This is a genomic window from Pseudomonas sp. DTU_2021_1001937_2_SI_NGA_ILE_001 (assembly GCF_032463525.1).
Lineage (GTDB): Bacteria > Pseudomonadota > Gammaproteobacteria > Pseudomonadales > Pseudomonadaceae > Aquipseudomonas.
The window spans coordinates 2,777,317-2,799,389 of sequence record NZ_CP135971.1; the positions used below are offsets into that span (position 1 = coordinate 2,777,317).

A 22,073-nucleotide genomic window follows, 5' to 3' on the forward strand; every position below is an offset into this window, starting at 1 on the left:
TCCTAACCTCGCCAAGTGTTTAGCAGGGTACGCAATTCGCTGCGATAGAAGCCCGATCCCATCTGGTCGATCAGGCGCTCAAGGTCAGCAATTTCGGCTGGTGTACCTGTGGCTTGCCGCAGCTTGCCTTCAATGAACTCCTGAGCGCGTTTACCTATACTGTCATCGGCGCGGAAAACCGTCATCATCAGCGCGCTGGGGTCGGTGGCAAAAGTGGGCTCGATCACAGTGCGTGCGATTGAGCCTTGCGCAGATTTCTCCACCATCACGATCTCGTTGCTGAACACATCCGAGAGCACGATGGCGGAGTGGGTTGAAATCAACACATCGTTGGTTGTGTGACCAATGGCGTCGTCGATGATGTCGACGATCTCGCGCTTCCATTTGTCATTGAAGTGAGTCTCTGGTTCATCGAGCAGCAACAAAGCGTCTTGTTGTCCTTGCAATAAGTGGAATAAGGCCATGCGGCCCAGCACCATTTGCTCACCATCCGAAAGCTCTTCATATCGCAGAACGCCAATGTCCTCTGTGCTGAGCTCACCGCCACTGACTGGCACCGGCGCACGGCGCAAGCGCAGTAGCACATCATCAAACAAGCCCGTTTGATTGAGCTCCAGCAAGCGGGTGAATATATCAAAAGCACTGGCATCCGCCGCACCGCCTAGCAGTGCCCACAAGGCTTCTCCCTGACTGCGGCAGGTTTGTAACTCAACACGGGCAGAAGACACGAATGACGATCCCAGAGCATCGAATGGACCGTTGAGATCAAAAAATAGCGTGCGACGAGTGTCTATCGGGTGGGGTTCCGCGATCACCTCGCTGGCGCATAACCACCAATCGTGGGCGGTTTCGCAGACTTTCTGATCCCACTGGTCTGTTTGTAGCCGAGAGCGGAAGGCCACGGAAACCAGGTGATGACAGCCTCCGCGCCTCAGCAGATCTTGCAATGCATTCTTGTTGTTGTCGCTCTGACGCAGTGTGGCGATTTCTGAGTTAGCCTCAGCGCTCAGTGGGTAGCCTGTAGTCTCAACAAAGACCTTAGGCAAGGCTACGGCCAAGAGTGCGCACTTCAGCAGTGTGGGATCCAGTAGCACGGGGCGACGAAATTGATCGCTATCAGCATTGGAGCTAAATCTGGACCTGGATGTTTCCGCGCTGCTTTGTCGGCTAGCTTGCAAAGCTTCTTCCTGTGCCGCACTCCACCCAGCAGGCCGCTCGTCGCTTTGGGCATCGTCGCCCGTTTCCAGTAGGCCTTCCGCGCGCTGATTGCGACTCCACACTGAACGCCAGGGGCGAAGGTCCCCAGTGGTGTAGGCTAGAACTGCCGACGGCAACGCAATCTGCGGCGGCGTACTGTCGCGTAGCGGCCAGCTTCCAGGTGCAATTAATGCGGAGAAGCCCGGCACTGCGGGTGCCCCCTTGAGATTCAGATGCTCTATACAGGTTTCAAACACCTCCTGACCATTTTGATCATCAAAGGCAAAACGCTCGTGCAGCCAGAGACTAGCTAAATGACGGTTGCCTGGGCAATGCAACAGCAAAGTGCGATGACTGGGCGATCCGCGCACGCCAAGCTCGTAAATCAAGCTTACCGGGAACGCCGGCACCCGCAGATCAGCCAGTGCCAGAAACACCTCGGCCACCGCGCGTAACAGGTTCGACTTGCCGCTGCCATTCACGCCAACCACAAATCGGATGGCGCATGCACGCCCCAGCGGAGAACCACTGGCAAAGCACACTTTGATGTCAGCAACCGGCGGATAGTTTTTTAGATGCAGATAGCGCAAACGCATTACACAGCCTCCAGCTCGATTTGCTCTACATCAACCTCAAGAGATCGTGCTAGATCCGCCCGGAGTTCGTCGAGCGAAGCGTAATGCTGACCTTGATCAATAAGGTGCGCGAAATCCTTGCCTTGATCATCCTCAAGCGAAACAACCTGAAACATCCCACCAGCGCTCGATTTCTCGGAGGTTTCGTAGTCCAACTGAACTTCAAAGAAGTAGTACTGCTGATCAGTTCCGGCTGACAGTACCTTGCGCAGTGCCCGAACATCGCCCATGCGGGTGTACTCCTCAGCCCGTAATGGGCGGAAAGCTTTGAGATAGTCGCGCTCGCCACTCTCCGGATCTTGTTTTGGTAAGGTGACTTTGGCAATCAAACCCTGCGCTGCCAACTGACTGAGCGAGCGGCGGACACGGTTACCTAGCGTTTCACCAAAGTTATTCAAATAACCCATCACGACATCATCGTCGCAGAAGCGGGAGAACTCCTCGGGATCTTCGACCAACAAGGGCTGGCCACTTTGCTGACAATACTCAATAAAGGCCGCTAAAACCTGACGCTGGAACTCGCTAAGCTCGTTCAATAGCCAGTGGCGAGCGATTGGTAGCGTTGCATCTGCTTGCGCCGTAACGCCAATCGCTCTCTTGGCGCTTGCATTGATGATCTTGGTGCCTCGCTTACGCAGCAATGCATCGCGAACGCGAACTGCCTCGGTGATTTCGCTGGCGTGATGCTTTCGCCATTGCGCGGTCAAGTCACCAATCAAAGCTTGCTGGTTAGCTACTTCTTGTAGTTCTGCAAATACTGGCAGCTTGCTAATCATCCGAGTTCGCAGCTCCTCAAGCGCCCGCACAAACGTAGCAAACTTCTCTTGCAGTGGCCGAGGAGGAAGTGGAACAGTGAGGCGCCCCAGGTCAGTCGGACTGACATTCGCCATGCTAACCGCCTGTTTGGCTGAATTCAAAAGCCGATATTTACCGTAAGCGCTGTTCAATGTTGCCCATAAGTACTCAGGCAACATCTCCTGCTTAAGACGCAGACGCACGAGGTACGACGCAAAACTAAATGAACCTGTTACTGGGCGCCAAATGGCGCACTTGCCAACCAGCTCTTTGGAATTTGTACGGTTGAACAACAGGTCGCCATCGTGCAACTCAGTTGAGTCAATATCTTTTTGGGACAAGCTGGCGTATTTCAAGTCAGACAAATCCAACCAACCGCTCGTTGTGATGCTGTTCATGCGTAGTACTGCGTGCGTGCCATGCCCTTCCATGGCTTCAGAAACGCCGTACTGCGAATCTGCAATGTAGTCGCTAATCCGAACAGGATCGATCAGGCCATCAGCGGCATACCAAGCACCAAAGTGTTCCCAATAAGCTGTCCTGACTAACTGATCAATCTGCTCACTGATCGACCGTTTTGCGTTCGCTACCTCCTCCACCTGCCGTAACACATCAACAATCCGTTGTTGTTCGGGAAGTGTGGGAAGTGGCATTGGAAGGCGATCGAAGGCATCCGCCGAAAGACGAGGAAGATTGGCACCTACAGCCACTTGCGCGGCACGTACATAAATTGCTGGAGACCGCAGATAGCGAAGAGCGAAGTCAGGAAGAACGGCCTCAGACGCTCTCAGCGCCCAGATATCGGTACTGCAGATACCATCTTGAAGCGCTAAATGAACCTTGTTCAAATTTGGGCGTAACTTCCCATAAAGAATGTCACCTGTATTGAAGGCTGTTTTAATACTAAGGATATCACTGCTTTCGGTGAGATCCTCCGCCTCCCGGAGAAGCCTACCGGTGTGAGATTCAATGTGCTCGAGACCAACATAAAAGTGACTGCTCGCCTGAGATGCCTGCGGGTCAATTTTGGTATCTACGCGTGAAAGCACGTCACCAAGCCGAACCTCAACCCAAGTTCCCGGTAACCTCATCCCCGACTCTCCACCATAGCGAGCAGCTTATCCAAACCTCTAATCATGTCCTGCTCGGTGTCTTTGAGCGAGCCGATCAGCTCGGCCACGCTCTTGTCGCTTTTGAGTTGGGCGAAGTCAAACGGTTTGTACTGCCCGGCGGATAGGTTCCATTCACGCGCTTCGATACAGTCGGGGTCGAGCAAACCATCCTTAAGTATGCCTTTGTCGTCATACAGGCCATCAGCCAGCATGGCATGCACATAAACCGGGCGCACCAAGCCGTCGGTGTCGTGTGAGCCTTTGAGCTGGCCATCTTCACTCTGCCATTCGTCGTTACGCGCCCAGTCGCGCACCGGCACCACCCAATGCTTGGCGGCTTTAAGTTCCCTAGTGTGATCAATTGTCAAGCTTCGTAGCGTTACATCGAAGCCTTCGAGCTTGGCAATTTCACGGGCAGTTTCGGTCAGTGCCTGCTCGATGTCGTACGCCGTCATGGCTTTTGGCGGCTGGTTATCCTGCAGAATACCCAGTACAAACGTACGAGATTGTGCGTCAGCGAGTGCTGTTTTTATCAGGTCCCTCCAAACTGGCAGCGCCGGGGATTCCTCTCTTTCGAAAAAGACTTCCTTTTCTCGGGCTAACCTCTTGAATTCTGCCTCTGCTGGCCTGGCAGCTTTCTTCCATGCTTCAAGTAGCTCAGCATCGGTAGTTTTGTTGTTCAAGCGCGCACTAAAAGTGGCGTCCCAGGCTTTCTGTGCCGCTGGCACAAAAGCTTGAATCGCTAACTCAAGTAAAATACCGGCTGTGGCCGCACGTACTTTTTCCTCGGCCTCTTTCGGGTTGGCAGGCAGGTCTGGGAACAGTTCATGCATGCCCCAAATTTGCCCGTCCCACATGCTGGTGTCAGGCAACGCGGTAAACGCCGCGCCGGCAGGTGTCAGATTTTCGGCCGTGTCGCGCAACAGCGCTTGCCGCCAACGCTCAGGCCAAAAATTTGGCTGCAATAAGGTTTTCTCGTTGAGAAGTGCCCCCTCGCGACCACCTGCACACCAGGCTTTGAATTTTTCTAGAGCATCCCAGAGGTCGTTCTGCTGTCCCGGCAGCGGATTGCGTTTGGCATTGTCAGAGTAGCCGTCTTTCTCCACTTCGTAGAACCAAACGTGCTCAGTACGTGGGGTGATGGCACCGGTAAATGTATGCTTGTCTTCGCGTCGAGTTTCTTTGCGGAAAATTAGAATTGAGGTCTTGACTCCCGTGTATGGCTGGAATACACCACCGGGAAGGGAAATAACGCCTTCCACCACATGCTCGGAGAGCAGTTCACGACGCAGCCGCACATGAGCCTCGGTGTTACCGAACAAAACCCCCTCAGGAATGATCACCGCACAACGCCCACCAACACGGAGCAAATCGAGCATCAGCCACAAGAACAACAGCTCACTCTTGTTAGTGATGGATTCGTTTTTCTTTTTGCCACCCCCACCCACTCGCGGAAACAGCAGGGAATCGGGCTCTAGGTCACCGCTGTCTACAGTGCCGGTAAAAGGCGGGTTGGCCAGCACGAAGTCGTAGGTTTCCGATTCAAGCAGTTGCTTGAGCTGCACTTTACCCTCGCGCTTGCTAAGAGAGTCGCCCTGTAGCAAGTGCGGATCGGTCACATCGTGCAGCACCAAGTTCATCCAGCCGATTCGAGCCATGGTTCGGTCATTGTCTAGGCCGACAAAGTTTGAACCGTTGTGGATGGCGGTATATTGCTCAGGTGTGGCGGCAGCACCATCGGTGCGGTGTGGGGTGCCGTCCCATTCCAATACCAAGTTTTCCTGTGCAGAGAATTTTCGCATCAGGTGCTGCTGAGTGCTGAACAGGAAGCCTCCCGTTCCGGCAGCCGGATCGATGACCCGCTGACCTGGTTCAGGATCGAGCAACTCCACCATGAATCGGATCAGATGGCGCGGGGTGCGGAACTGGCCGTTCTTACCCGCCGTAGCGACTTCGCTGAGCAGGTACTCAAAGGTATCGCCCATGATGTCTTGGGCAGCAGAACCCTCACCAGCACGCGCGAAGAGTTGGTCGATAGCGTCAATAGCATCCGACAACACCTTGCCTTTGTTAGGATCGAGCTGAAAGTATGCATCGGCCATGCGGTTATTCAAGCTGGCCAGCTCAGTGCCGTCAGCGCTAATGTTGCTGAAATGCTTTTCGAGCTCGCGGAGCCATGGAAAAACTATGTCGATTAGGTGACTCGGATTGGTTTTTTCATGGCGGATGTAGCTCCACTTACAACCTTCAAAACCAGTATAAATTGACCGAAAACCACGCTGTAGACGCTTGAAATCTATGTCTTCCAGTCGCTTTAGAAAGAGTAGATAGGTGATCTGCTCGACTGCCACCAAGGGGTTGGTGAGGCCGGCAGCCCAGAAGCGGTTCCAGAGTTCGTCGACTTTTTTCTTGATATGAGGGGCAAGCATTCAGCAGTGTCCTTGATGGATCAGGCAGTCTCATCCAATAAGTTGTTGGTGAGGTTGATGAGTTCGTCGATGTCTCGCGACGGAAATAGCGTTTCCACGCGCCCTACGCGCGACAGTGGGGGTTCGTTGAGTGCAGCGCGGGTAATGCGTCCATGGCGCAGCACAGCAGCCTTTACGGCCCGGAGGAAGTTGAGTTGGTTGGCACGCAAGTAGCCGTGTGCGGCAATGAACGCATCGAACGCTGCACTGATGCGCTGCTCTCGGTTAGGAAGGTGCGCACCTTCGCAAAGTATGTGGCGCAAGAAGTCAGCCAACGATGCGGTGGGAGCCTCAAAGGCCTTGCGCAAGGAGTACTCGGTGACGAAAAGATCAGCCTGGTTCAGCGTATCGCTGATTCGCTCCAATTCGTCATCGCCCAAATGCTCACCTTGCTTTAGCTTGGCCAACTCAGGAAGCTGGTCAGCCAATCGGCGCACCAGCGCCTCTACCTGCTCGCGATAGCTTTCCGCAAAAGCACCTTCGCCTGTGGGGCCGTAGATGATCCAACTGCGCTGGGTAATTCTGTCCGGCAGGTTGATTTCAACCGTGCGGCTGGGTGTATTAGTGCGGTAACGCATCAGCGGGGCAAATACGGTTTGCAGTGTGAGCAAACGCGCCATATCCAAATGTTGCCAGAAGCCGGCCGACTTAATCCAAGCACGTTGTTCGGCCACACGCTGTACCTGAGGTATGTTTTCGGCCAGACTTTCAACCGCCTCGTGAATGCGCTCACGCACTTTGGCCTGTTCGCTTGCATCACCTTTAAGCCAAGCCACTGAAAGACGCTCGCACCAAATGCGAAATTGAAGTTCATCCAGGCCAGCTAGTGGGGCTAGTCGCATCAGTGGGGCGATGGCTTGCGACAGGTGTTCAATTGCGCTTTGACTGGGCTTTGGCCACTGCACTGCCAGCGCGTCGAGCTCGTCCCAGTGCGGCCGTACATTGATGCTGTGACGGGGTAATCCCTGCAGCATCGCCTGCAGATCGGCAATGGTAGCTTGTGTGTCTTGCTGCTGTGCTTCCAGGAGTTGCCACTTTTCAAGCTGCAGTCGGAACAGGCGAACCGGTAGCGGCTCACTGGGATGGTCGACCTCGCCGTCGGGTTTGAGCTTGAAATACGCGAAATTTTTCCAGTGATCGATGATCAAGAAATCTTTCTTGATCTCGCCGGTGGCCTTGTCGGTATGCAGCCGCGTGCCGCGCCCGATCATCTGCCAGAACTTAACCTTGCTAAATACGGGCTTTGCGAAAACCAGGTTTTGGATGGCAGGCACGTCAACGCCGGTATCGAGCATGTCCACCGATATAGCCACACGCGGCATAGTGCGATACTTGAAATCATCCAACGTCGCGTCAGCGCGCTCCATATGGCTATCGATAATTTCAGCCATGCCTTGGCGCTGCAGCTCAGGATACAGACGGTTAAATCCCTCGTAGAGCCGCTTTGCATGGGCGTGGCTGACGGCGAAGATGATGGACTTGTGTGGTAGCCCGAGCACATCTTTGCGACTCTTATCCATAAACTCTCGCACCATGGCGTCGTTGGTGCCTTGGTTGATGATTCCCTTTTCGATGTCGCTGCCGTCGAAGTTGAGCTCATCAAGCTCCACTCCTTGATCGCGAGCCATCTGTTTCAATGGCTCGGGTAGTGCGTCACCCTGGATGCCCTGAAGTTGAAAGTTGGTTTGTGCATCCAGCACGCGATAGTTAACCAAGTTCTGGTCGGCAATCGCTTGCTCGTAGCTGTAGTAGTAGCTGGGCGCGCCGTCGCCGCAATCAAACAGCTCGAAGGTGTTGTGATCGATGTAGTCCGTGGGGGTCGCGGTCAGCCCGAGCTGGATGGCGTCGAAGTGATCGAAGACGGCCTTATATCGTTGATAGATAGAGCGGTGGCTTTCATCGGCCACGATTAGATCGTAGTAACCCACCGACAGGCGCGAATAAACCTGCATCATGCTGGGGTAGGTCGAGAACTGAATGCGTGCGCCAGAGGTTTGGCCGGACTCGATGCGAGCCAAACTCTCATTGGGTAAGTGGGACTTGAACTCCGACATAGCTTGGCGCACTAATTCCCGGCGGTCTGCTAGGAATAGGACTCGCTGCACGCGCTTTGATCGCAGCAAGGTATCAACAAGGGCGATGGTCGTCCGAGTCTTACCCGTGCCTGTAGCCATCACCAACAAGAATTTGCGCTTGGCCGTTTCTACCCCTTCGGTGACACGCCGAATAGCTTCATTCTGATAGTCGCGACCTGCAATAGCGGCGCTGATGGTGACACCGCCCAGCGGCTGAGCAAACCGCCGCTGATGGCGCAGTCGCTCCAAGTCGTCTCGGGTGTAGAATCCCGAGATTTTTCGGGGCGCATAGCGCTCACGATCCCAGAACTGAACCTCTTTGCCGTTGGTGAGAAAAATGAAGGGATCGTTACCGAATTTGGCCTTGATTGCGTCTGCGTAGTCAGCGGCCTGACGCTTTCCAGCAAGCTCATCACGCGATGACCGCTTGGCCTCGACTACAGCAATCGGATTGCCATCTGAACCGAGAAGAACGTAATCGGCAAATTGCTCGTTGCCATAGTTGCCATAGTTGCCAGCGGGCTCGGCTGTTTTGAGCAAAAATTCTTCGACAAGAGTCCGCCGACTTTGAGACCAGCCAGCATGAGCAAGCTGAGAGTCGATGACCTGAGCTCTTGTTTGCGCTTCGTTACGGCTCGGAGTAGTCATTGCTCATTCCCTGAGTTGTGGTGCTCGTCTGCGCCACCCGCACGCACCCACTCATCGACCTCAGATAGCTGAAACTTCCATAGACGACCAACTTTGTGCGCGGGCAAAGCCTTACGCTCGCGCCAGCGATACACCGTGTCTTTGGCCACCCCCAAGTGAAGGGAAACCTGTTCGGCAGTGACCCAAGGTTCAGTGTTCATTATGGTTACGCTCAAGCTTAAGCAGCCATAGTCGTTTAAAGTCGGCTGAAGTCTATCAGCATGACGGACTCTGCTGTAGTGATTCGCCAATAAAAAACGGTGAAAAGCGCTGCACCTGGGAGCAGGATTCAGAAGAACCAGCTCTCGGCCTTCTCAGGCATCCCCGCCAGCAACCAGCTGATGCTCGTCGACCAAGAAAAGATAGGTCGCAATGAGCTGAAGGCGTAATCACGGAATCAAGAGGCACTGGGACCATAAGCAATTTGCCGAGCGCTCCGCTGGCAAGAAGCAGGTCAACGTCCTGCGATCCATAATTTTGATCACCGAATCGACTCGCTAGCCAAGAAGCACGGCGTGAAGCGCACCCAAATCATTGAACCCTGGTGAGAAGTAATTCTGACGTTAGCGTGCCTCTTCATGTCGATTAAGGAGGTTGGGCCGGCAGGGATAATCGGACGAACCTCTAGGGATTCTCCGATCAAGTCAGCACAGGCCATCTGACCTGTGCTGAAATAGCCCTCCGTCCAACTGCTTTCTACAAGCCCGCCATCCCATGAGCCAGATGAGCTTTTCCGATTTCGAGTATGCCGGTAAGCGCAAGCAAACCCGTCGCGAGCGTTTCCTGGCCGAGATGGAACAGGTGGTTCCGTGGAGCGGGTTGGTAGCGTTGATCGAGCCTCACTACCCAAAGGCTGGCGGTGGCCGCAAGCCGTATCCACTGGAAACCATGCTGCGCATTCACCTGCTGCAGAATTGGTTCTCATTGAGTGATCCAGCCATGGAAGAGGCGCTGTACGAGATTACTTCGATGCGCCAGTTTGCTCGTCTGACGCTCAGCGCTCCGATTCCCGAAGACACAACGATCATGAATTTCCGGCACCTGCTGGAGAAGCATCAGTTGGCGGCGGGCATCCTGGAAACCATCAACAATTACCTGCGAGACAAGGGCTTGTCGTTGCGCCACGGCACCATTGTCGACGCCACAATCATCCACGCACCCAGTTCGACCAAGAACAAGGAAGGTAAACGCGATCCCGAGATGCATCAGACGAAGAAAGGTAACCAATATTTCTTTGGCATGAAGGCGCATATCGGTGCGGATGCCGAGTCGGGTCTGGTGCACCACGTCCACGGCACAGCGGCGAATGTGGCTGATGTAACGGAGGTCGCTCACCTGTTGCATGGCGATGAAAATTTTATCTGTGCCGACGCGGGTTATACCGGCGTGGAGAAGCGGCCGGAGCATGAAGGAAGGCCGGTGATCTGGCAGATTGCGGCTCGTCGTAGCACCTACAAGCACTTGAGCAAACGCAGCGTGCTCTACAAAGCCAGACGCAAGATCGAGAAGGTCAAAGCGCAGGCGCGAGCGAAGGTCGAACATCCATTCCGTGTGATCAAGCGCCAATTCGGCTATGTGAAAACCCGCTTCCGTGGCTTGGCCAAGAACACGGCGCAACTGACCACGCTGTTTGCCCTGTCGAATCTGTGGATGGTGCGCCGGCAATTATTGCCTGCTGCGGGAGAGGTGCACCCGTAAGGACAGAAAACCAAGGCTATGCCTTGGTTTTCCAATAATTAACGGCTGAAAATCGGGTTTTTCGGCATCCCTAAGCCGTCCATTTCCGGCTGATGGGCAACTTGTTCGGAGTTTCCCTAGATCCATATCAGCATGCCGAGCTCGTTTTCAACCAGCCAGGTATTCCAGAGGGTATTCCACCGAGCTTTACATCCAAGATTTTCTTTCTATATTTCAGAAATATATCCGGTAGGTTCAAATCCCCCCGGCACAAGTGAATACATGACGACCAAAACACGCCTCTTTTGCGTCAGCGCCTTAAAAGAGTTCAGGAGGTAACAACAGAGCCCCGCCCCAACCTGTTTACACCCAAAGCCCCACCCTTGCCCCGCCCCCCTCCCTCCGCTACCCTGCCCCCCGCTCGCTGCCAATTCAGCGAGTCGGGTTTGGCGACCTGAAAACCATACATCCAGTGACTCTCCATAGCGTTGCAGGCGCAGCCCTGCGCGTTTTCCGCTATGGCGGTTGTGCGTGGGAGACCTTCGGGTCTACCGGGCGTGGGTGTATGGCCCGGTTCGCCAACCTGCGCACAACTGCCACCCAATCGTTTGGCGACGATCCGTGGCAGTTCCATACACCCAGGAGCTGTTATGACCGCAATCAACCCCAACCCTCCCTGCACGCAACACTTCCACGCCATCCTCTTCTACCGCCACCGCCGCCGATTGCGCGCCGTGCTCAGCGATGGTCAGGGCTGGTTCTGTCTGGCCGATCTCAGCCGCCTGATGGGCCGGGCCATCGATGAGCGGGCGACGATGAAGCTCGACCCGGACCAGCGGCGCACGGCCTGGGTGGAGAGCCATGAGCATTGGGAGAAGTGCATCCTGGTGAGTGAGTCCGGGGTGTTTGCCCTGCTGGTGCATCACTACGTGCCGGAGAATCGCAGCCTGCGGCGCTGGCTGACCCATGAGGTGCTGCCGGAGCTGCATCAGCGCTGTGACGATGCGGGGCGGTTGCCGAGCGTCAACAGCCTGGACTGGCTGGGCAGTTCGTTGCAGGTGCTGCATTGGCGCAATGAGGCGTGGGTGCGTTGGCGGGATATGCCGGGGGTGTTGATGGAGCGGCCGGCTGCAAGACGGCGTGGGTTGTGGCGGGGGGTGTTGGCTTTGTTGGGTGGCGGTAGGTCTGTGGACATCGGCTAGCTCGTTGGGGCGGGTTTGCTCGTGAAGGGGTCAGGTTCATGGCTGGTGGGCTGGTTTTGCTGGCCTCTTCGCGGGCAAGCTCGCGCCTACGAAAGCCCTGCGGGGCCGCGCAGATCGGCGTTGAAGCCGAGCCTATGGCGGGGTCAGCGGCAACCACCTGTAATTTTCTCGATACAAAAAGACACAATTGGCACAGATCTTCCAAGTGGAACGGCCGTGCCATAACCGTGTGGCACGCGCTGCGCTTCAGGGGTGCTCACTCGCACCAAAGTGCAGATATCGGACGTCAGGCGTCCATAAACAGTGCAGGTGCCCGGCCACAAGCCTGGCACCTGACCCGGAAAGGAGTCTCTCTGTGTCGCATTCAGATCGTGTAACCCCATCCTTGCACCTTCCACCGCTTCACCCTGCCGCGTCCGCCCCAGGCCTGCCTGCCGTCTCCAAACCACTACTTGCCAAATTGATGCACGTTTTCTAACGGGTATCGGGTCACAGGCCCACGCCTGTCCTGCTGATGTCCTTGTAAAGCGCCTGTTTCGATAACCAGGCCCGCGCTGCTGTGCACGCCTGTTAAAAGAAACTTGAACATACGCCATGCAACTGCGCGCTGTTTATTGTTCGACAACTTTGTTTGCTAGTTTCAATTAGCCATCATTTGCTGGCGTTTTTTTCATTTTTTTACAGCCCCTTTTCTACACAGGAGCATCCTTTTGTGAGCATTTGACCAACTAACGCACCAACTTGAACCTCCGTTTCCAGTATTGGTGCGCGTGACTACCCAGTCATCCTGATCGGTGCACTTCAATTCGTCTGTCGCCCCAGAGGGACCCGCTTCGCCTTTTTAATCGGCTTGTTTGGCCAGCACTTCAAAGGAAGAAAACACCTATGCGCCGCCGTTCGAAAATTTATTACAGGAATGCGACATCGGCTCTGGCACGCGGGATACAGAGCTTACCGGCCGTCGTTTATGGCACAGCGGTTGCTATGTAGGGTTTCAGGAACACATTCGTACTTTTATGTACGCGACAATAAAAGCAAGGACTTGCAATGCGATCACCCTGATCGAGACATAACTTCCAACTGAGTGAGCCAGTGCCTCTAAAGGCGGCGTCATGCACCCTGAATATTGCGCAGGCTTCCCGACTTCGAACATGCCCGAATGTTTGAACGGACTTTTATTGCCCTTCAACTAACCGAGGGAGCTTTAATGAATGATGCGGTAAGAATGAAAGCGGTCCCCGCCCCGTTGCCGGATGAGCGTCCGGTGGCGTGGCAGGGCATCCCTTTCAAACCTAATACTTCAAGACCCGGTGGCCTCGGTAAACCGCAAGTCGTGTTATTGATCGCGGCGTCCGTGCTTATTCACGGCGCGGTGTGGTGGTACATGCAAACCGCCAAGGCGGAAGTTCCGGAAGTGGCGCCGCAAGTGCCGGAAATGACCATCGAGCTGAGCAGCCCGACTCCGCCTGCGCCGGAGCCGCCGCCGCCCGAACCGCCACCTCCGCCGCCTCCCCCCGAGCCGGAACAGCCGGTCGAGGACCCGGATGCCGTAGAGCCGCCGCCCAAGCAGATCGAGAAACCCAAGGTCGAGAAGCCCAAGCCGGTCAAGAAGCCGGAACCCGTGAAAAAGCCCACGCCGCCTGCGCCGCCGAAACCGCTGGCCGCCCCGGCTCCTGCTGCGCCACCCGCCCCACCAGCACCCGCGCCAGCGCCTGCACCGCCCGCTCCGGCGGCACCGGTGAAGGAAAGCGCGGCGGTTTCCGGGCTCGCCAGCCTGGGCAACCCGCCGCCCGAGTACCCGGGGCTGGCGCTGCGCCGCAACTGGGAGGGCCGTGTGGTGCTGCGCATCAAGGTGTTGCCCAACGGGCGTGCCGGCGCCGTGGAGGTGACCAAGTCCAGCGGCAAGCCGGTGCTCGACGAGGCTGCCGTGGAGGCGGTGCGCAACTGGAAGTTCATTCCGGCCAAGCGCGGCGACACGCCCATCGAAGGCTTCGCGACCCAGACCATCGACTTCAAGCTGCCGGAATGATCCGGCGCACGACAACCGACAACCTATTTCAAGCTGGTGAGGTGTAGACCCATGAACGAATCGCTCTCTTCCCTGATTGTTCCCGCCGTGCTCTGGGCACTGATTGTGTTTTCCGTGTTGAGCTGGGCATTGCTGCTGATCAAATCTGCGCAGTACCTGCGCCAGAAGTCCCAGAACAAACAGTTCACCAAGGCGTTCTGGTCGGCACCGGATCTGCTCACCGCCGCCGAGCACGCCGCGCAGTACCCTGGTGCCCTGGCGCGCATCGCCAACAGTGGCTTCGAGGCCATGACGGTGGAAGACTCGCCGCGCACCACGCAGCAGCTGGCGCACACCATCAACCGCTCCGACCGCCTGGAGCGCAACCTGCGCCAGCAAATCCAGAAAGAGCGCCGCTCGCTGGAAAGCGGCCAGGCGATTCTTGCCAGTATCGGCAGCACCGCGCCCTTCATCGGCCTGTTCGGTACGGTCTGGGGCATCATGGAAGCCTTGCAGAGCATCGGCCTCACCGGCTCGGCCAGCCTCGAAGCGGTGGCCGGCCCCATCGGTCACGCGCTGATCGCCACCGGTGTGGGTATCGCCGTCGCCGTGCCGGCGGTGCTCATCTACAACTTCTTTCTGCGCCGCCTCAAGCTGGCCGTGGCCGACATGGATGACTTCGCCCACGACTTCGACTCCCTGGCCCAGCGCAGTGCCTTCGCCGTGAGCCGCCAACCCATCTCCAGCCAGCATGGCCATGCCGTGCGGGAGGCGAGCTGATGTCGTTCTCCACTCAAGACAGCGATGAAGTGCTCAGCGAAATGAACGTCACGCCGCTGGTCGACGTGATGCTCGTGCTGCTGGTGGTGTTCATCGTCACCACCCCGCTGATGACCAACGCCATCAAGGTCAACCTGCCCAAGACCGACGCCGTCGCGCCGGCCGAGAAAAAAGACCCGGTGGTGGTCAGCGTCGACCAGAACGGCAAGTTCTTCCTCGCCAAGTCGGAAATCGCCCCGGAACTGCTGGAGAAAAGCCTGCAGGAGGAGAAGGCCAAAGACCCGGACATTCGCGTTCAGCTGCAGGCCGACACCGACGTGAACTACGGGCAGGTGGCCAAGGCGATGGCGTCCATCGAACGCTCCGGCATCACCAGGATATCCGTGATGACGGCCCGTTGACCGCAGGGTTTCGCCCCGCGAAACCCGCTTGATCGCACCCCGCACAGCGCTTCGTCCGCGGGCCGCAAGGCCCCTGGAGGGAAGCGGCTTGCCGGAAAACCGAAGCAGTGGAACACCCGCCCGGCATAACCGGGCCGGGAACAGAGGGCTCACAAGGCCATTTCAATAACGTCTGGACCAGGTCGGAACCAACCATGCTGATGAATCTTCCCGGATACACCCTCAAGCCACTGGCCCTTGCGGTCCGCCGTCAACCCCGTGCCTGGCTGTGCGCCTTGGCCATGGGCATGGGTGGCGCCCAGGCGGCCGAGGCCGTCGATGCCGAGACCGGCAGCGAGTCTGTCTCCGCCGCTGCGGTGGCACCCGCCACCACGCAGTTGCAACGCGTCGAAGTGACCGGCTCGGCGATTCGCCGGGTGGATGCGGAAACCGCCGTGCCGATTACCATCCTGCGCGCCGACGACCTGAAGAAACAGGGCGTGACCACCACCCAGGAAATGGTCCAGCGCATCACCGGCAGCCAGTCGATCAACAACAGCGCCGGTTCCGTCGGTGCCGGCACCGGCGGCGCCTCCTACGCCGACATGCGCGGCATCGGCGCGAACAAGACCCTGGTGCTGCTCAACGGTCGGCGCCTGGCCAACAACGCGCTTTCCGGCGTGGGCACGCCCAACGGCAGTGCCATTGACCTGAACATGATTCCGTTCGCCGCCATCGACCGTGTCGAAGTACTGCGCGACGGTGCCTCGGCGCTGTACGGCACCGATGCCATCGGCGGGGTGATCAACTTCATCACCAAGAAATCCCTCACCGACGGCACCCTGAGCCTGGGTGGCGAGACGCCGACCCACAGCGGCGGCGGTGCAACCAAAGACATGAGCGCCAGCTGGGGTTTCGGCGACCTGGAAGAAGACCGCTTCAATGTCATGGGCGTGTTCAACTACAACAAGCAGCAGAATCTCGACGCCAACGACCGCTCGTTCGCCCGGGACTACGTGCCGGGGCGCGGCCTCAACCAGACCTCGGGCACCGCCTTCCCTGGCAACTACTACCAGGGCGACAACGCCGCCAACCCCTTGGGCACCGCCTGCTCGGGCGCCAACCTGGTGGCCCGCAACGGTATCTGCCGGTTCAGCACCCGTGAATACATCGACCTGATTCCGCAAACCGAGAAGACCTCGTTCTTCGGCAAGGCCACCGGCAAACTGGCCGACGACCACAACGTCAACCTCGAATACTTCTGGGCACGCAACAACAACCACGTCGACATCGCCCCGGCGCCGCTCACCGGCCTGTCGCTGGACGCCTCTTCGCCCTTCTATCCGGGCAACGGCATTACTCCGGCGCCAACCAACTTCACCCTCGACCCGACCCAGCCCATCGACACCGCCTGGCGGGAAACCGCAGCCGGCCCCAGGGGGCAAAGCGACCAGAACACCAGCCAGCGCTTCCTGCTGAGCTTCGACGGCCTGGTCGGCGGCTGGGACTACAACGTCGGCGCCTCGTACAACCAGAACAAGGTGCTGTCCAACCTCACCAGTGGTTATGTCAGTGACGCGGCGATGATCGACGGCCTGGCCAACGGCATCATCAACCCCTTCGGACCACAGACCGCAGCCGGCCAGGCGCTGATCGACGCCAACCAGTACCACGGGCAGTACTCCAGCGCCGTGGGTCGGGTCGCCGGCATCGACGGGCGTATCAGCCGGGAAGTCGGCGACTGGTTCGGCGCCGGCCCGGCCGGTCTGGCCTTGGGCGGCGAGTACCGCAAGGAAAAGATGCACCAGCAATACGAGGCCTTCGTCAACGACGTCAGCAGCCTGGGCGCCGATGCAGCGGGCAGCGTGTCTGGCGAGCGCAGCGTAAAGGCGGCCTATGCCGAACTGAGCGTGCCGGTGCTGGACAGCCTGGAGCTGAGCGCGGCGGTGCGTCACGACAAGTACAGCGACTTTGGCAGCACCACCAACCCCAAGTACTCGTTCCGTTACCAGCCGGTGAAGCAGCTGGTGGTGCGCGGCGCCTACAGCGAAGGCTTCCGCGCGCCGTCGCTCTATGAACTCTACGCCCCGCGCAGCACCAGCTACAGCCAGGGTTACTACGACGACCCGGTGCTGTGTGCCGGCGGCAGCGTGCAGCCTGGCGGCAACGCCGGTCGCGACTGCGCCCAGCAGTTCCTCAACAACAGCGGCGGCAATACCGAGCTGGCGCCGGAGAAGGCCCGCAACGTGACCCTGGGCTTCGTCTATCAGCCGGTCAGCAACCTGTCGGTGGGCCTGGACTTCTGGTGGATCCATATCTCCAACCAGATCCAATCGTTCCCGGAGTCCGCGGTGTTCGACGACCCGCTCACCTACGCCGATCGCTACGTGCGCAACCCCGACGGTTCGATCGCCAACATCGTGACCGGCAATGCCAACCTGGGCATCGTCAAGACCAACGGCGTCGATGTCACCCTCGACTACCGCTTCCCGAATACGCCTTACGGGCAGTTCGGCCTGGGCCTGACCGGCACCTACGTTGACCGCTACGACTACCAGAACATCATCGACGGCCCCTACACCGACAAGGTCGGCGACTTCCAGGGCGACGGTGTGATTGCGCGCTGGAAGCACGTGCTGGTGGGTTCCTGGTCGCTGGGCAATACCCGTGCGTCGATCACCAACCGCTTCACCACCGGCTACAACGACTACGACCGCACCACCAATGCCCGGGTAGCGTCCTATACGCTGTGGGACCTGTCGGTGGGGCATACCTTCGACAAGGTGCTGGACGTCGATGCCGGCGTACGCAACGTCTTCGACCGCGACCCGCCGTTCTCCAACCAGGCCTACAACTTCCAGTCCGGCTATGACCCCCGCTACGCCGACCCGCTGGGCCGCACCGTGTTCGCCCGCATGACTTACCACTTCTGAGGCACGACGCGGCCAGCGCCCCGCGCAGGCCGCGTCATCTGGCGAAGTAGCCCCCTCCGGCCGGCAGGTCTCATCCACCTTCCCCTCGGCCGGAGGCTTTTTTCGCCGCGCCCAGTCATTCCGTGCGTACGAGGACAGCCCCATCATGTCGCGTCAAATCCGTTTCCTGCGGCGCCTGCTCCTGGGTGTCGCCCTGTTGTGCAGCGGCGGGCAGGCCGCGCTGGCGGTGCCGACCCATGCCCTGACGGTGTATGGCGAGGCGCCGAAGTACCCGGCCGACTTCAAGCACTTCGATTATGTGAACCCCAACGCCCCCAAGGGTGGCTCACTGACCCGCTCGGCCGAAGAAATCGGCCAGTTCAATTACCTCAACCCCTATGTGGATCAAAGCATCAACGTGGTGCAGGTCGACAGCTGGGTCTACTCGCCGCTGGCCTACCGCTCCCTCGACGAGCCCTACACGGTCTACGGGCTGATCGCGGAGAAAATGGAGATGGACCCCGAGGGCCTGTGGGTTCGCTTCTACCTCAACCCCAAGGCGCGCTTCGACGACGGCCAGCCGGTCACCGCCGAAGACGTGCGCTACACCTTCGAACTGATGACCACCCAGGCCAGCTTCAGCTATCGCCCGATGTTCGCCGACGTGCAAAACGTGGTCATCGAGGGGCCGCTGCAGATTCGCTTCAACTTCAAGAACAACCTCAACCGCACGCTGGCGCTGGACATCGCCAGCCTGCGGATTCTGCCCGAGCACTGGTGGAAGAGCCGCGACTTCGCCAACGGCGGCGGCTTCGAAGCGCCACTGGGCAACGGCCCGTACCGGGTCGCCAAGGTCGATGCCGGGCGCAGCGTGGTCTTCGAGCGGGTCAAGGACTGGTGGGCCAAGGACCTGCCGGTCAGCCGCGGCCTGTACAACTTCGACACCCTGACAGTGAATTTCTACGGCGACACCGAAGTCGCCCGGCAACTGCTGCAGGCCGGCGCCTTCGACTACAACCGGGAGTTTTCATCGGCGGGCTTCACGGTCGGCTACAGCGGCCCGGCCATCGACGACGGGCGCCTGCAGAAAGCCATCCTCGCGCCCCAGCGACCAGTGGCGGCGCAAGGCTTCGTGTTCAACCTGGACAACCCGATCTTCCAGGACCGCCGCGTGCGGCAGGCGCTGTCGCTGCTGTGGGACTTCGACTGGATCAACCGCCGGGTGATGCGCGGGTTCTACGTGCGGCAGCAGAGTTATTTCCCGAAAAGCGAAATGGCCGCTACCCAGCTGCCCGACGCCGCCGAGCTGAAGATTCTCGAACCGCTGCGCGGCCAGGTGCCCGACGAAGTGTTCACCGAGGTGTACCAGCCGCCGCGCACCGATGGCAGCGGCTACATCCGCGACAAGCAAATGCAGGCCCTCAAGCTGCTGGCCGAGGCCGGCTGGCACCCGAAAGACAACAAACTGGTGAATGCCGCTGGCGAGCCGATGGTGTTCAGTTTTCTCGATGGCCAGGGCGGTTTCGATCGTTTGATCCTGCCGTTCAAACGCACCCTGGCGCAGATCGGCATCACCCTGGAGTTTCTGCGCATCGACTCGGCGCAGTACATCAACCGCCTCAACGCCCGTGACTACGACATGATCGTGGTCACCCTGCCGAAAAACGGCAACCCGCTGCTTTCTCCCGGCCGCGACCTGTACAACCTGTTCGGCTCGCAAAGCGCCACCGAGGTCGGCAGCTCCAATGCCATGGTGCTGCGCAATCCCGCCGTCGACCGGCTGATCGACGGCCTGGTCGCCGCCAACAGCCGGCAAGACATGGTGCACTACGCCAGGGCGTTGGATCGGGTCCTGCAATGGGGCTACTACATGATCCCCAACTACTACTCCAAGGGCATACCCCTGGTATACGCCAACCGCTTTGGCCGCCCCGCCACGGCGCCCGTCTACGACGTGGGCCTGGAAACCTGGTGGCAGATCAGCCCGACGCCGCTGAGCAACGCCCAGGCCGCTGCCCTCGGCAACCACACCACTGCCGCGAAGGAGCCTTGAGATGCTGGCTTATGTGATTCGACGCCTGCTGCTGATCATTCCCACGCTGCTGGCCATTCTCGTCGTCAACTTCATGATCGTGCAGGCCGCGCCCGGCGGGCCGGTAGAACAGGCCATCGCGCGCATCCAGGGCTTCAGCCCCAACGGCGTCGGCGGCGGTGGCGGCGAAGTGGCCGCCAGCGGCACCGCCAGCCGCAGCACCCGTGGCCTGGACCCGGCGCTGATCGAGGCGATCAAGGCGCATTACGGCTTCAACAAGCCGATGCACGAACGCCTGTGGCTGATGCTCAAGAACTACGCGCAACTGGACTTCGGCACCAGCTTCTTTCGCGGCGCGCCGGTCACCGAACTGATCGCCCAGAAACTGCCGGTGTCGCTGTCGCTCGGGCTGTGGGCGACGCTGATCACCTACCTGATTTCCATACCCCTGGGCATTCGCAAGGCCGTGCGGCATGGCAGCGCGTTCGATGTGTGGAGCAGCACCCTGGTGATCATCGGCTACGCCACGCCGGCGTTTCTGTTCGCCATTCTGCTGATCGTGGTGTTCGCCGGTGGCAGCTACCTGAGCTGGTTTCCGGCACAGGGGCTGTTTTCGGAAAACGTCGCCAGCCTCGGCACCTGGGCCAAGGTGAAGGACTACCTGTGGCACCTGGTGCTGCCGGTCACCTCGCTGGTGATCGGCGGCTTCGCCACCCTGACCATCCTCACCAAGAACAGCTTTCTCAACGAGATCAGCCGCCAGTACGTGGTCACCGCCCGGGCCAAGGGCCTTACCGAACACCGCGTGCTGTACGGGCACGTGTTCCGCAACGCCATGCTGCTGGTGGTGGCCGGCATTCCCCAGGCGCTGATCGAGGTGTTCTTCGCCGGCTCGCTGCTGATCGAAACCATCTTCGGCCTCGACGGGCTGGGGCGCATGAGCTACGAGGCCGCCGTGTCGCGGGATTACCCGGTGGTGTTCGGCACGCTGTTCCTGTTCACCCTGTTCGGCCTGCTGATCAAACTGCTCGGCGACCTGTGCTACACGCTGGTCGACCCGCGCATCGACTTTTCCGCAAGGAGCGCCTGATGTTCGAGTTCTCTCCCCAGAGCCAGCGACGCATGGCGCTGTTCAAGGCCAACCGGCGCGGCTGGTGGTCGTTGTGGATCTTCATCGGCCTGCTGCTGGTGTGCCTGTGCGGCGAGCTGATCGCCAACGACAAGCCGCTGCTGCTCAGCTACGACGGCGCGCTGTATTACCCGGCGCTGCACACCTACCTGGAAACCGACTTTGGCGGTGAACTGCCCTTCGAGCCGGACTACGCCAGCGACTATGTGCGCCAGCTGATTGCGGCGAAGCAGGGCTGGATGCTGTTCGCGCCCATTCCTTTCAGCTACGACACCATCAACTACGACCTGGACGCGCCCTCGCCCAGCCCGCCGGATGCCCGCAACTGGCTGGGCACCGACGAGCAGGCGCGTGACGTGCTGGCACGGGTGCTGTTCGGTGCGCGAATTTCCATTCTGTTCGGGCTGTTGCTCACCGCCATCAGCACCCTGATCGGCATCTGCGCCGGGGCGATCCAGGGCTACTACGGCGGCATGACCGATCTGCTCGGCCAGCGCGTCCAGGAAATCTGGTCGGGGCTGCCGGTGTTGTACCTGCTGATCATCCTCTCCGGCTTCGTCTCGCCCAACTTCTGGTGGCTGCTGGGCATCATGGCGCTGTTCTCCTGGCTGGCGCTGGTCGACGTGGTGCGCGCCGAGTTCCTGCGCGGGCGCAACCTGGAGTACGTCAAGGCCGCGCGTGCCCTGGGCCTGACCGATGCCGCACTGATGTGGCGGCACATTCTGCCCAACGCCCTGACCAGCACCCTGACCTACCTGCCGTTCATCGTCACCGGCGCCATCGCCACCCTCACCGCCCTGGACTTTCTCGGCTTCGGCATGCCGGCCGGCAGCGCTTCGCTGGGCGAACTGATCGGCGAGGCCAAGCGCAACCTGCAGGCGCCGTGGCTGGGGCTGACGGCCTTTGTGGCGCTGGCGCTGATCCTGTCGCTGCTGGTGTTCATCGGCGAAGCCTGCCGCGACGCCTTCGACCCTCGGAGCTGAC

At 59.1% G+C, this 22,073-nt stretch carries 14 protein-coding genes; 9 read left to right on the forward strand and 5 right to left on the reverse strand.

What is annotated here, in order from left to right; translation table 11 throughout:
* Positions 1-2: 2 nt before the first annotated feature.
* The 5 genes from RRX38_RS11925 to RRX38_RS11945 are packed head-to-tail and all read right to left on the reverse strand — an operon-like array spanning position 3 to position 9,130.
* Complete coding sequence (locus tag RRX38_RS11925; RefSeq protein ID WP_315962608.1) at positions 3-1,793, reverse strand: AAA family ATPase; 1,791 nt, start codon at positions 1,791-1,793, stop codon at positions 3-5.
* Positions 1,793-3,718, reverse strand: coding sequence for a restriction endonuclease subunit S (locus RRX38_RS11930; RefSeq protein ID WP_315962609.1), 1,926 nt, complete (start codon positions 3,716-3,718; stop codon positions 1,793-1,795). Before RRX38_RS11930 ends, RRX38_RS11925 begins: the two co-directional genes overlap by 1 nt.
* Positions 3,715-6,168: a class I SAM-dependent DNA methyltransferase gene (locus tag RRX38_RS11935; protein ID WP_315962610.1), complete on the reverse strand. Its 2,454-nt coding sequence runs from the start codon at positions 6,166-6,168 to the stop codon at positions 3,715-3,717. Before RRX38_RS11935 ends, RRX38_RS11930 begins: the two co-directional genes overlap by 4 nt.
* A gap of 20 nt (positions 6,169-6,188) precedes the next feature.
* Entirely contained in the window at positions 6,189-8,930 is a 2,742-nt protein-coding gene (locus RRX38_RS11940; RefSeq protein ID WP_315959395.1) for a DEAD/DEAH box helicase family protein, read from the reverse strand.
* Positions 8,927-9,130 (reverse strand): helix-turn-helix domain-containing protein, encoded by a 204-nt coding sequence (locus tag RRX38_RS11945; protein ID WP_315959396.1) that lies wholly within the window; start codon positions 9,128-9,130, stop codon positions 8,927-8,929. The genes RRX38_RS11940 and RRX38_RS11945 overlap by 4 nt, the downstream gene beginning before the upstream one ends.
* Before the next feature lie 553 nt (positions 9,131-9,683).
* On the opposite strand from RRX38_RS11945, the gene RRX38_RS11950 reads away from it, so the two are divergent.
* From RRX38_RS11950 to RRX38_RS11990, 9 genes are all read left to right on the forward strand, one after another.
* A complete protein-coding gene (locus RRX38_RS11950; protein WP_315959397.1) occupies positions 9,684-10,667 on the forward strand; it encodes an IS5 family transposase in 984 nt (327 codons plus the stop codon).
* A 629-nt stretch (positions 10,668-11,296) separates the two neighbouring features.
* On the forward strand, positions 11,297-11,848 hold the full coding sequence (locus tag RRX38_RS11955; RefSeq protein WP_315959398.1) for a Bro-N domain-containing protein: 552 nt from the start codon (positions 11,297-11,299) through the stop codon (positions 11,846-11,848).
* A 1,207-nt stretch (positions 11,849-13,055) separates the two neighbouring features.
* Positions 13,056-13,877, forward strand: a complete 822-nt coding sequence (locus RRX38_RS11960; protein WP_315959399.1) for an energy transducer TonB — start codon at positions 13,056-13,058, stop codon at positions 13,875-13,877.
* Between the two features lie 51 nt (positions 13,878-13,928).
* Complete coding sequence (locus RRX38_RS11965) at positions 13,929-14,636, forward strand: MotA/TolQ/ExbB proton channel family protein (RefSeq protein ID WP_315959400.1); 708 nt, start codon at positions 13,929-13,931, stop codon at positions 14,634-14,636.
* Positions 14,636-15,037: an ExbD/TolR family protein gene (locus RRX38_RS11970; RefSeq protein WP_295475235.1), complete on the forward strand. Its 402-nt coding sequence runs from the start codon at positions 14,636-14,638 to the stop codon at positions 15,035-15,037. The genes RRX38_RS11965 and RRX38_RS11970 overlap by 1 nt, the downstream gene beginning before the upstream one ends.
* A 194-nt stretch (positions 15,038-15,231) precedes the next feature.
* Complete coding sequence (locus RRX38_RS11975) at positions 15,232-17,949, forward strand: TonB-dependent receptor (protein WP_315959401.1); 2,718 nt, start codon at positions 15,232-15,234, stop codon at positions 17,947-17,949.
* A 145-nt stretch (positions 17,950-18,094) separates the two neighbouring features.
* Entirely contained in the window at positions 18,095-19,981 is a 1,887-nt protein-coding gene (locus RRX38_RS11980; protein WP_315959402.1) for an extracellular solute-binding protein, read from the forward strand.
* Position 19,982: 1 nt separating this feature from the next.
* Positions 19,983-21,050: a microcin C ABC transporter permease YejB gene (locus tag RRX38_RS11985; protein WP_315959403.1), complete on the forward strand. Its 1,068-nt coding sequence runs from the start codon at positions 19,983-19,985 to the stop codon at positions 21,048-21,050.
* Positions 21,050-22,072 carry an ABC transporter permease gene (locus tag RRX38_RS11990; RefSeq protein ID WP_315959404.1) on the forward strand — a complete coding sequence of 341 codons (1,023 nt, stop codon included), beginning with the start codon at positions 21,050-21,052 and terminating at the stop codon, positions 22,070-22,072. The genes RRX38_RS11985 and RRX38_RS11990 overlap by 1 nt, the downstream gene beginning before the upstream one ends.
* Position 22,073 lies beyond the last annotated feature (1 nt).